This window comes from Larkinella rosea, assembly GCF_003858635.1.
Lineage (GTDB): Bacteria > Bacteroidota > Bacteroidia > Cytophagales > Spirosomataceae > Larkinella > Larkinella rosea.
Map to the genome: position 1 here is coordinate 457,494 of NZ_RQJO01000009.1, position 12,090 is coordinate 469,583.

The 12,090-nt window shown below is 50.6% G+C and carries 10 protein-coding genes; 4 read left to right on the forward strand and 6 right to left on the reverse strand.

What is annotated here, in order from left to right:
* The first annotated feature begins 49 nt into the window (after positions 1-49).
* Entirely contained in the window at positions 50-1,306 is a 1,257-nt protein-coding gene (locus EHT25_RS17835) for a glycosyltransferase family 4 protein (protein ID WP_124876491.1), read from the forward strand.
* A gap of 198 nt (positions 1,307-1,504) precedes the next feature.
* On the opposite strand, the gene EHT25_RS17840 is transcribed toward EHT25_RS17835, so the two are convergent.
* The 3 genes from EHT25_RS17840 to EHT25_RS17850 form a co-directional block, all read right to left on the reverse strand.
* Complete coding sequence (locus EHT25_RS17840) at positions 1,505-1,879, reverse strand: hypothetical protein (protein WP_229311610.1); 375 nt, start codon at positions 1,877-1,879, stop codon at positions 1,505-1,507.
* 238 nt (positions 1,880-2,117) lie between these two features.
* Positions 2,118-3,119 carry a biotin synthase BioB gene (gene bioB / locus EHT25_RS17845; protein ID WP_124876492.1) on the reverse strand — a complete coding sequence of 334 codons (1,002 nt, stop codon included), beginning with the start codon at positions 3,117-3,119 and terminating at the stop codon, positions 2,118-2,120.
* 161 nt (positions 3,120-3,280) lie between these two features.
* Positions 3,281-4,570, reverse strand: coding sequence for a hypothetical protein (locus EHT25_RS17850; RefSeq protein ID WP_124876493.1), 1,290 nt, complete (start codon positions 4,568-4,570; stop codon positions 3,281-3,283).
* A gap of 453 nt (positions 4,571-5,023) precedes the next feature.
* Between EHT25_RS17850 and EHT25_RS17855 the strand changes: the two genes are divergently transcribed.
* Entirely contained in the window at positions 5,024-5,659 is a 636-nt protein-coding gene (locus EHT25_RS17855; RefSeq protein WP_124876494.1) for a hypothetical protein, read from the forward strand.
* Here the strand turns inward: EHT25_RS17855 and EHT25_RS17860 are convergent.
* Positions 5,652-6,110, reverse strand: coding sequence for a hypothetical protein (locus tag EHT25_RS17860; RefSeq protein WP_124876495.1), 459 nt, complete (start codon positions 6,108-6,110; stop codon positions 5,652-5,654). The two genes, EHT25_RS17855 and EHT25_RS17860, sit on opposite strands and share 8 nt — an antisense overlap.
* 63 nt (positions 6,111-6,173) lie before the next feature.
* The gene (locus EHT25_RS17865) at positions 6,174-6,635 is read right to left on the reverse strand and encodes an Lrp/AsnC family transcriptional regulator (RefSeq protein WP_124876496.1); all 462 of its coding nucleotides are present in this window, start codon (positions 6,633-6,635) and stop codon (positions 6,174-6,176) included.
* Between the two features lie 405 nt (positions 6,636-7,040).
* On the opposite strand from EHT25_RS17865, the gene metE reads away from it, so the two are divergent.
* Complete coding sequence (gene metE, locus EHT25_RS17870; RefSeq protein ID WP_124876497.1) at positions 7,041-9,371, forward strand: 5-methyltetrahydropteroyltriglutamate--homocysteine S-methyltransferase; 2,331 nt, start codon at positions 7,041-7,043, stop codon at positions 9,369-9,371.
* An 11-nt stretch (positions 9,372-9,382) separates the two neighbouring features.
* Positions 9,383-9,589 (forward strand): cysteine-rich CWC family protein, encoded by a 207-nt coding sequence (locus EHT25_RS17875; protein WP_124876498.1) that lies wholly within the window; start codon positions 9,383-9,385, stop codon positions 9,587-9,589.
* A gap of 117 nt (positions 9,590-9,706) precedes the next feature.
* Here EHT25_RS17875 and EHT25_RS17880 read toward each other — a convergent pair whose 3' ends face one another.
* A complete protein-coding gene (locus tag EHT25_RS17880; protein ID WP_124876499.1) occupies positions 9,707-12,016 on the reverse strand; it encodes a S9 family peptidase in 2,310 nt (769 codons plus the stop codon).
* Positions 12,017-12,090: the final 74 nt, after the last annotated feature.

Genomic DNA, 12,090 nt, shown 5'->3' on the forward strand with positions numbered 1-12,090 from the left:
AAAAAAGATACTATATTGGCATCTGTTTTACCTGAATTGGCGGTCATTGATGAAAATTGCAGTTTGGCATAACCTGCGGAGTGGGGGAGGAAGTCGGGCTTTACACCAGCACATTAAGGGACTGGCACAGCGCGGGCATACGATTGAAGTCTGGACGTCGTCGGAAGGCGACAGCAAATTTCTGGATGTTGATCAATACGTGACCAAAACCCATGTATTGCCCCTCTCAATGGAAACGCGCATTCGCGATGGCTATTGGGACAAGTGGTGGGCCATGCAGTTTGAGCCTGAAACGCGCATTCGGCGGATGCTTGATTTTTGCCGCCGATGTGCCGATGAAATCAACGCGGGCGATTTTGACGTTCTGTTTGCCAATGCCTGCATTTTTTTCTCCATGCCCTACATTGGCCGGTTTATCAACATTCCCAAGGCGTTGTACCTTGGCGAACCCAACCGGTTTTTGTTCGAATCGTCGCCGAATCTGATCTGGGAAGGGCTGCCACCCGCCAGCGGCAATTGGAAAAAAGCCGATTACCGCGACAAATATTGGGAAGATATTTTCAAAATCCGTCAGGCGCGGGTGCGGGTGCGGGAAGAAATCTACAACTACCATAGCTACGATAAAGTACTGGTCAACTCGTATTTCAGTAACGAAAACCTGTTGCGGGCTTATGGCGGAGCCGGTGAAGTTTGTTACCTGGGCATTGACGCCAGCCTTTTCCCCTTTCAGAATCTGCCCCGCGAACCGTTTGTGATGGGCCTGGGTGCCTTTTTTCAGCACAAACGCCCGGACCTGGCCATTGAGTCGCTGGCCCTGATTCCCGAAAAAACGCGCCCCCGATTGGTCTGGGTGGGCGATATGGGCGATACGGTTTACGTCAATAAGCTGAAAGAGTTAAGTCAGCAGCGGAACGTGCAGTTTGAACCCCGCGAAAAAATACCGCACGAAGAGCTCATTCGGCTGCTCAATACGGCTTCGTGTTTACTCTACACCTCGACGCTTGAGCCGTTCGGCCTGGCTCCGCTGGAGGCCAATGCCTGCGGGTTGCCGGTGGTGGCCGTGGCCGAAGGAGGAGTTCGGGAAACCGTTATCGATAATTACAACGGCTTGTTAGTCAATCGGAAACCGGAAGAAATGGCGCGGGCCGTTGAGCGGGTTTTGACCAACAGTGGCGAATTCGAGCGGCTCTCGCGCAACGCCCGGCGGTTGGTGCAGGAACAATGGACCTTCGAAAAAGCCATCGACCGGATCGAAGACGCACTATTCCATACGATCGGGAAGGAGCGGGGCGTGGTGGTGAAGTAAAATATGTAAAAATTGAGCACGAATTATGGATTCGTTTCTAATCAAGTTAGCGAACGCTTTGGAGTAGGCTTTACACTATCCGTTTTTCGAATTGCTTTTTTACCGGTTTTTCGGGTTTTTAGAAAATTACTGAATGATTGTTTTTCTGCTTCAGTCCACGGTTGGTCGAGGAAAATAAAATCTTGCTCGTCCATTTGCTTAAAATTTGCCATTCTCGAAGTCTTTAAAATATTGTTTAACTAAAGCCAGAGACTCGCGAGTATCAATGAACATTCGGTTCCCTGCAAACGGTTTTGCTCCCAGCGTTTTCTGATAATGGGCAATCAATTGCGTTTTTGAAACGAAAGAGACGATTCCATCAAAGCCTAGTTGAAATGCAGTTTTGCAAGCAAAGGCCACCAGATTGCCTGCTACACCCTTGTATAATTTTTTGTTACCCTTATTAAAATTGGCATTCTCGATAAGGTGCATGAATACGTGGTCGTGCGCGTTGCTAATACTAAGCAAACCTTGAATAATCGTCGGATTGCTAACGGTAGTCAGCTTATAGGTTTCTTTTTGCTGATCTTTCAATTCCTGTTTCCAGTTAAACACCCAATCTTTCTTTTTGATTTGTTTTCGTTCAGAACCGTCAATCGGGTAATTTCCGTATCGAATACTTCCCCACTGACGGTGTTTTCAATGGAGTTTGTTAATTTATCAATCTCAATATTAAAGGCGGTGGACAGGTAATCAGGCATACTTAAAGATACAAAAAAGCCCGGTTATTGACAAACCGGGCTGCTTTGCTATCCAACAGAATTGCCTTTTATCACACCGGAATCTGCTCAAAAACCACCGCCGGTTTTTCCGAATCCTTGAATGCTTTACGCGGACGAATGTTCAGCGTCTGGAACAACTGGCGATCCTGATCCTCTTCCGGATTGGGCGTAGTCAGCAGTTTGTCACCGGCGAAAATGGAATTGGCACCGGCCAGGAAACAGAGCGCCTGCTCCTCGACGCTCATCCGCACCCGGCCCGCCGATAACCGCACCATTGCTTTGGGCATGATGATCCGCGCCGTGGCAATCATCCGAACCATTTCCCAAACCGACACCCGTGGCTGGTCTTCCAACGGCGTTCCTTCCACCGGAACGAGCGCGTTGACGGGTACGGATTCAGGGTGTTCGGGTAAGTTAGCCAATGTCAGCAGCATACCGATGCGGTCCTGGTGGCTTTCGCCCATACCAATGATACCACCTGAACAAACCGAGATACCGGCCTGGCGAACGTGGCCGAGCGTATCCAGCCGGTCGTCGTAGGTGCGGGTCGAAATAATGTCGCCGTAATATTCTTCGCTGGTGTCGAGGTTGTGGTTATAGGCGTATAAACCAGCGTTTTTTAGCTTTTCGGCCTGGCTTTCGGTGAGCATTCCGAGCGTGCAGCACACTTCCATCCCCATCCGGTTAACGCCCTGCACCATTTCCAGCACTTTGTCGAAATCCCGGTTGTCGCGCACTTCCCGCCAGGCGGCTCCCATGCAAAACCGCGTGCTGCCCGATTCTTTGGCCCGGTGAGCAGCCGTCAGCACTTCGTCGACCTCCATCAGCTTGTGAACCTTCACATTCGTGTGGTACCGGGCCGCCTGCGGGCAATACGAACAGTCTTCGGGACAACCACCGGTTTTTACCGACAACAACGTGCAAACCTGTACTTCCTGCGGATCATGATGCTGGCGGTGAACGGTCGCGGCACGGTAAATCAGATCGAGAACGGGGGAGTTATAAATATCGGCGATTTCGTCGCGGGACCAGTTAGTGCGAACTTCAGTCATATCGATTGATTGCGTAAGTAAATTCAAATATAGGTGGTGAAGGAGTTTGGCGCAAACGAAAACCGCATTCAATCGGCCTGACAACGATGGTTTATGACCAGATGGGCCGGAAAGGCTCGGATGAACGAACCCTTATCTCGTCTACAGGAAACCGCTGATCATTAGGATTGAGCCGCAAACGATGGCTTTGTCGCCCGATCCAGCGTTTTTACATGCGTGTAAACCTTCCTGACCAGTACGATCAGCAAAATGACTTCCACAACCTGAATAAGGTAATCGGTGGTACAGGCCGCCGTCGAAAAAACAGTTTTCCAGTCATCGTAATTCTGCATTCCCCCGTAAACAACCCAGACGATGGGTTGGATCACCAGCAGGACATTGAGCAGGATGAGTTGAAACGCAAGGGCTTTGTCCTCCATTTTCAAGACCTCGAACGCTACCACAATCAGGTAAATGTAGAGGTAAAAACCGGGTGCGCTGGGTTGAGCCAGCATGAAAATCGCAAAAGTGAGAATAAAAAGTGACGGGAAGAGCTTCTGGTAGCCGAGGTGCTTATACCGAATTGCAACCCAGGAAGCCAGACTCATGGTGATCAGCAGGCTGATGGTATTTAGGCGGGTCAGGCTGATCTGGTTGTATAAACCGCTCAAAACCGGGCGGGTGACGCTGACAATGTTGGGGGTCATGTGGTAGCCGGAATGTTGCAGCGGCATCAGAAACGCATCGCCCATCAGCAGGTATAAAATAACGACGGACGGAATGCCGACGAGCGCTAGTCCGAGTACGTATTTGAATTTATTATCGACCAGAAAAAACAGCGGAATCAGCAGCACGATCACCATACTTTTAATGACAATCATCGAAAGGCCCCAGATGACCCCGATCCAGAGACTGCTTTGTTTGCGGCTGGCATACGCGAGCGTGATCAGGCCGACGCCCCAGAACCAGATGTCTTCTTCGCTCTCCAGAACGATGGCGATGAATGAAACCGGCAGCAGGAAATACAACACCGCCATCAGCAGGGCATCCGGTCGGGTCGAGCGGTAGTAGCGCCAGGTTGCCCAAACAATGGCAAACTCGAAGATGGCCATGAACGGAACCAGAATTTTGGCATTGTTCCACAGATAGAGCGGTAAACTGATCAGGTAGCCAAACAGTGGGGCGTGGTAGGAGAGAAAATCCCGGTAGACCATTTTGCCCTGGAAAGCCGAATACGCTTTTTTATAGAAAAACTCGGTATCGTTGCGAGGCCCAAAATTCAGAATCAGGTAAACCACGACGAAAGGGATGAGCCGCAGAAGGATAAAACTGCTCCAAAGTGTTAAACCGGGTCGTTGGTTGAGCGAGTGCCGAAAGGGAGCAGGAAACCGGATCAACAGCCAGCTTGCCAGCGCAAGCAGTACCGATACGGCTATTTTAACGATCGAAACCGTATCCTGAAGAAAATTCATGCCAATAATGGTGGTTATATTTTGGGGTAAAGTTCGCTAATGGCGCTCTAGCTGCCAAATAAAAAAAATGATAGTCGTCAATCCATCAACATTGTTGGCTAAATGAGCATATTTGGCGATATTTGTATTCGAACTACGATTCTGACTTGTGAACACCGCCTGCCCGACTTTGCCGCCGATGCCGATAATGCAACGTCAGCGTCCTGTCCGATTCCGGTTTTTGGCAAAGGCTTGTTCACTAATCTACTGATTACTAGCTGGTCCCTTCCGGTGAAAAGCAGCATTTGTTAGTTGGCCCGTAGTGGCCCGGTTTTTCGCTGTAGCCTTTTTGTGCGATTCAATTTTTGCGGTGATGATTCAAAGTCAGGCGCGTCATGAGCGGGCTAGAATAACACGGTCTTTTTTTTTGATTTTAAAAAATACAAATTTTCATAAGTGACAAAACCAACCTGTATGTTTTACCTGGCTCGTTTAACGAATAATAATAGGGGATACAAAGAACCATCCGGTCCAAATTACAAATCTGAAAATGCCACTTCCAGCCGAACGGCTTTTGAAGCGACTTACGGTTTTGGGTTTGAAGAATGGTTCCGCAACGAACGGCATTCGTACGAAGGGTATCAATATGCCTACATCGAAGGCCTGACGTCGGATCTGAATCCGGAGATTCCCATTTTATTGTATACCCTGCGGTTTGCCGAAAACGGGAAAGGTTCGGCAAAAAAACTGGTTGTGGGTGTTCTGAAAGAATGGCAGCCCATTGCGCAGTGGGATGGCGAATTGCCCGCTGAGGTGATCAGCGAATGGCACGAAGAGATGAAAGCAGAATTGGGTAACTTGCTGGAATCGGTGGCCCCGGAAAAACGGTCTGCGGCATTAAAACAGTTGCTGGCCCACAGCCAGTATCCGGAAAAACCAAAACCGCTGTTCAATGTCCGGTTTAAGATGGATCAGTTGGATTACCGGGTTGCTAAAGTGATCGATGCGAGCCCGTTCGGAAAAAACAATTCGTTCGCTTTCGAATTGAAAACGCTGGACAGCTACGACGCTAAAACCCAAAAAGTACTAACCGATTTAGGGCTTAATTAATTGACCGGCATTCCGTTTTTAGGAGCTTATAGTCAAATCCGCTTTCCGGCTGTTTAAGTACCCAACGCCCTTGCTTCTCCATGCGTTCGCCTTCGCGCCAGGTCACGGCGTCACCAGTCAGCAAGAAGTTGATTTCGTGCGTTTGCGTAACGCCTTCGCCCGAACGCTGCCAGTCGGCCCGGATTTGATTATTTGTTAATGTACCTTCGATCCGACCACGCGCCCGGTCTTTTTCATACGGCAAAATGGCCAGTTCGCCGGTAACTGTCGCCCCGTTGATGACGAGCCGGAGCGCCGTTGTGTCGCGCCCCACCACCTGCCGAAAGCAAACCGTATCCGTAGAAATTGCCGTCGAATCCGACGGCTTTTCCGCTGTTTCCGAACGGCGGGCGCGATCACCGCAGCCGCTTAGAACGAAAAGGAGTAACCCCAAAATGACAAAATACTGCATTTGGCCGTTGTTTAAACGATATAAACGGATAACCGGGTTGGAGCGGTATACGTTATCCGTTACCTACAAGTTAACGTTATAGGTGTTTTTGTTCTCGCACATCACAAATGTGCTGTGCGTGCTTCCAATGCTTGTTACCGAACCAAGTTTATTGAAGACAAAATCCTGGTAGTGTTTCATATCTTTTGCGTACACTTTCAAAAGAAAATCAAAATCCCCGGAAATATTATAGCATTCAACGACTTCGTCCAGCCGGAGAATATCGGTTACAAAGTCGTGCCCGATACTTTTATCGTGCTGTTTGAGCTTGATGTTACAAAAAACAATTAATCCGAAATTGAGCTTTTCAGCGTCGATCAGGGCGATGTATTTTTTAATGTAACCCCCCGCTTCCAGCCTTTTCACCCGCTCAAAAACCGGGGTGTGGGAAAGGTTTACCCGATCCGCTAATTCTTTAATGGTCACGTTCGAATTTTCTCCCAATAATTTGAGCAACTGCGTGTCGATCGAATCCAGCTTTTCCACAGAAATTATTTCCTTTTATCGGGTAAATGCAATAGGCTAAAAGAAGAATAGTCTTACTATTTTGTAAATATAGAATTTTATTCTAAAAAACTATTATAGCATAGATATTAAAACTAAGAAAGTAGCTTTGTGGGGAATTTTAGTTTTACTCTGAATTCAATTGCGATGAGCTGTCCCTTGCTTAATTACCCGGAAGCAATGCTACTGTAAATGCTGCTACAAACCGGGAGAATGGCCATAAACAGGTCATGACGCCCCACAATTTCGGGTGCCATCATAACTCGCTTTTTCTTCATGTTCGACCATTTTCAGGGCCGGGTGGGAGTATCATGAGCGTTGGTGTCGCTGCGGGAGGGGGTAGTAAGTTCGGCGAAGAATTCGGTATCATTATTAACCATTACCACTATGGTCATCACACACAACCTCGGCTATCCGCGAATCGGTAGCCACCGCGAATTGAAAAAGGCTAATGAAAGTTACTGGGCCGGAAAAATTACCCACGCTCAATGGCTCGAAACCGGTCAGCGCATTCGTCGCGGAAACTGGCTGACCCAGCAGCAAGCCGGAATTTCACTCATTCCGTGCAACGATTTCTCGTTTTATGACCAGACGCTGGATTGGTCACTGACGGTCAATGCCATTCCGGAGCGGTTTCGTCTCCTCGCCGAAAAACCGGATACGAACGAAACCGATCTGTATTTTGCGATGGCGCGCGGTTTCCAGAAAGACGGTCTGGACCTGATTGCGATGGAAATGACCAAGTGGTTCGACGCCAATTACCACTACATCGTTCCGGAATTCAGCCGGGATCAGGCATTCTCGCTGCGTTCCGAAAAAGTTTTTACGGAGTTCGACGAAGCCAAAACCGTATTGGGTACTGTTCCCAAACCGGTGCTGTTGGGGCCGGTTACGTATCTGTTGCTGGGAAAAGAGAAAGAAAGCGGTTTTCACCGGCTGGACTTGCTCGATCGCTTGTTGCCGGTTTATGAACAGGTTCTGAACCGCTTACAGACGCAGGGCGTCGAATGGATTCAGTTTGATGAACCGGGTCTGGTGCTGAATTCGGATGAACAGCAACGGGCTGCCTACGCGACGGCCTATCGTTTTTTGCGCGACCGGTTTCCGAAGCTTAAATTTCTACTGGCTTCGTACTTCGAATGTTTCGGCGAAAACCTCACGCTGGCGACGCAACTGCCGGTCGATGCGCTGCATATCGATCTGGTTCGCTGCCCGAGTCAACTGGATGACATTTTGAAAACCGCCTTTATCGACAGCAAAACCGCACTTTCGCTCGGTGTAGTCGATGGCCGGAACATCTGGATCAATAACCTGAACCGGTCGCTGGAACTGATTCAAAAGGCAACCGACGCGCTGGGCCGCGACCGCGTGCTGGTGGCTCCTTCGTGCTCCCTGCTGCACGCACCCGTTGACCTGGATTCGGAAACGGAAGTCAGCGGTTTAACGCCCGAAATCAAACAATGGCTCGCTTTTGCCAAACAGAAACTGGCCGAAGTGGTCAAACTGGCGACGATTGCCGCGCAGCCCGACAGCGAACAGGCAAAAAGCTGGCTGGCCGAAAACGAAGCGGTTTTGACCGCCCGCCGACAATCGACGCTGATCAACCGCCCGGATGTGCAGGCCCGCGTTAACCAGCTGACAGACAGCGATACGCACCGGCAGGCAGCTTTTGAAAACCGCCAGCCGCTTCAACATGAACGTTTGCAGTTGCCACTTTTCCCAACGACGACGATTGGCTCATTTCCGCAAACGGACGCGGTTCGGGTCAACCGGGCGAAGTTTAAAAAAGGTGAAAAAACGCTGGCGCAATACGAGGATTTTATTCGACAGGAAACCGAAAAAGCCATTCGCTGGCAGGAAGAAATCGGGTTGGATGTGTTGGTGCACGGTGAATTTGAGCGCAACGACATGGTCGAATATTTCGGCGAATTGCTCGACGGTTTTGCGTTCAGCCAGAACGGCTGGGTGCAGAGTTACGGTTCGCGCTGCGTCAAACCGCCCATCATTTACGGCGATGTTTACCGCCCCGAAGCCATGACGGTGCGCTGGACCGAATACGCGCAGTCGCTGACAAAAAAACCGGTAAAGGGGATGCTGACCGGCCCGGTGACGATTCTACAATGGTCATTTGTGCGCGATGATCAGCCGCGCCGGGATACGTGCACGCAAATTGCACTGGCCATCCGCGATGAAGTAGTGGACCTGGAACAAGCTGGCATTCAGGTGATTCAGATTGATGAGCCCGCCATTCGGGAAGGCCTGCCGCTGCGTCGCGAAAACTGGGAAACCTATCTGGAGTGGGCGGTAAAAGCGTTTCGGGTGTCAGCTTCGGGCGTACGCAACGAAACGCAGATTCACACCCACATGTGTTATTCGGAGTTCAACGACATCATCCAGCAAATTGCCGACATGGACGCCGACGTGATCACGATCGAGACCTCGCGCTCGCAGATGGAATTGCTCGATGCGTTTGTGCAATTCAATTATCCGAACGAAATTGGCCCCGGCGTTTACGATATTCACAGCCCGCGCGTGCCAACGAAAGCGGAAATGGTTGCGTTGTTGAACAAAGCCGCCGATGTGCTGCCGGTTCGGAATCTGTGGGTCAATCCCGACTGCGGTTTGAAGACCCGTCGCTGGCCCGAAACCGAACAGGCGCTCAAAAACATGGTACAAGCCGCGCAAACCGCTCGTAGTCTGGTGGTTGAAAATGCGTAACGAAATAACGGATGGAAACTCTGGCACGTAAACACGAAACCGTTGGTTGCCCGCGCTGCGGAGCGGTTTTCGAATGCAAAGTGGGAAACATTAATCTCTGTCAATGCATGGCGGTTCAGTTGACCGATGCACAGCGGGAGTATGTTCGCGGACAATTTACCAATTGTTTGTGTGCCAATTGTTTGCAGGAAGTTCGGGCAGAATACAACAAAAAGTAAAATAAGCTGATAAGTCAAGAGTTGTTTCGCGGAGCTTAGCGGAGGTAAAATGAGTTGCGCGAAGAAAAACTCTGCTAAACTCATCTTACCTCCGCTAAGCAACTGTTGACTTCCAACTTATTTCCCAGAACCCGCAACCTCTTTTTCCATTTCGTTCCAGTTTGGCGGATCGATGCCCAGCAGATTTTTAACGAAGAAATCCCGGCGTTTGCGCTCGCCGAAGTCACCACCGGCCGTATGGGCCTGGCCTGGCAGCGTCACCAGTTCGAAGTTTTTGTTGGCTTTGATCAGCGCGTTGGCCAGTTGGTAGGTCGAAGCCGGATCCACATTATCGTCTACTTCGCCCACGAGCAATAGCAGATTTCCTTGAAGTTTATGGGCATTCGTCACGTTGGAGCACTCGTCGTACTGCGGTCCAATCGGGTAACCCATCCACTGCTCATTCCACCACATTTTGTCCATGCGGTTGTCGTGGCAGCCGCAGGACGAAACGGCGGCTTTGTAAAATTCGGGATGGAACAGGAGCGCAGCGGTCGAACTTTGGCCGCCCGCCGAGGTGCCAAAAATTCCTACTTTGTTCAAATCCAGTTGGTTGTATTTTCGGGCCGCGGCTTGCAGCCACAGAATCCGGTCGGGAAAGCCGGCGTCTTTCAGATTTTTCCAGCACACATCCTGAAAGGCTTTGGAGCGGTTGGAGGTTCCCATGCCATCGATCTGCACCACGATAAAACCCAGTTCGGCCAGTTCATGCATCGACAGGTAATTGCTCATGAACGACTTCGGAACGAACGAGCCGTGCGGCCCGGCGTAAATATTCTCGATCACCGGGTATGTTTTGGCGGGGTCGAAATTGGTAGGACGGATGATGATGCCCCAGATGTCGGTTTTGCCGTCGCGTCCTTTGGCCGTAAACACTTCCGGCGCTTTCCAACCTCCTTTTTCCCAAACGCTGATGTCGGCTTTTTCGAGTTCCAGCACCACGCTGCCGTCGGCCGAGTTGCGCAAAACCGTTACCGGCGGCAGGTCCACGCGGGAATAGGAATCGACAAAATAGGTGAAATCCGGCGAAAAGGTAGCCGTATGATTGGCGTTTTCCGATGTCAGAGCCGTCAGGCCCGAACCGTCGAAATTGACTTTGTAATACTGCACAAAATAGGGGTCCTGATCCGGATTTCGGCCGCTGGCAGCGAACAGAATCGTGCGGTTTTTGTCGTCTACGTGCACCAGATTGCGCACCACCCACTCGCCTTTGGTGATCTGCTTTTTCACTTTTCCGGTCGCGCCATCGATCAGATACAGGTGATTCCAGCCGTCGCGTTCCGACGCCCAGACAATTTCCTGCCCGTCGTTGACGTCGTGCCGCGCGCGTTTGCCGCTGTAGTCGATAAACGTGTTGCTACGTTCTTCAATGAGCGGTTTTACGGCACCGGTGCTGGCATTCACGTCCAGCACCCGGTAGATCTGATGGCCGCGCTGGTTGTATTCGAAGGTGAACGCCCGGCTGTCTTTACGCCATTCCAGCCGCGACAAACTGAACTGCTGGTTAAACAGCGCATCGTCGACCGAAATCTGTTTTTTCGATTCCGGCAAAAACAATTGCGGCCGCTGGACGGGCAGCGCATCACCCGGTTTCAGGTATTCGCGACTTTCCAGTTTGGGCTGAAGCTGATCTTCGGGCGATGAGCGGACGAAGTAGATCAGGTGTTTTTTATTCGGGCGTATCTTATTCGTAACCAGTTTCTTACCGTCGGGCGACCACTGGATATACCCGGAATAATAGTCACCTTCCGAGCCATCAAAGCTAAGCTGGGTTTCCTGCTTCGTTTTTTCGGAACGGATGTAGACGTTGTAATTTTTGATGAAAGCGGTTTGCGAACTGTCGGGCGAGAAAACTGGTTTTTCGTCAAGTTCATCGCGGCTGTTTCCCCAATACCGGCGGTCGGTGGGTTCGGCCCGGAACGGCCCTTTTTTCCGAAACGCGAACGAACCTGTTGCGTATTGCCACACCGAACCTTCGGCGACAAATTCGAACTCTTCGTCGTCTTTGCCGAAGGTGATGGACGTAAATGGCAAATTGAACGGATCAATTTTCCGGCCGGTGGCTTCAGACAGTTTTGTTGCCAGTTGTTCCTGATTGAACGCGGGCTGGCGGGTCTTTTTCTTCGGATCGATCACGACGAATTCGAGTCCGCGGGTGGTTCGGACGACGTACCAGGCCTTTTGGCCAGTAGTCCAGTAAACGTTATTCGGGGCATTATAGACTTTATTCCGCAGGTTTTCCTTCAGGGCCGCCGACCGTTTGTAATCCTCGATTTTTCCCTGCGCCCAGGCGGCACCCGAAAAACCGCAAAGCAGGAAAAAAAGGACTGTCTGGAGGACAAGAAGCCGTTGTTTTCCGCGATGGATCGACGGAAGAAGTAGTTTCATGGAGAAAGGGTTTGTGATCAGGTGTCCGATCGACTCCCACGAAAATACTAAAAAAAGAACACCCGGCCATCCCA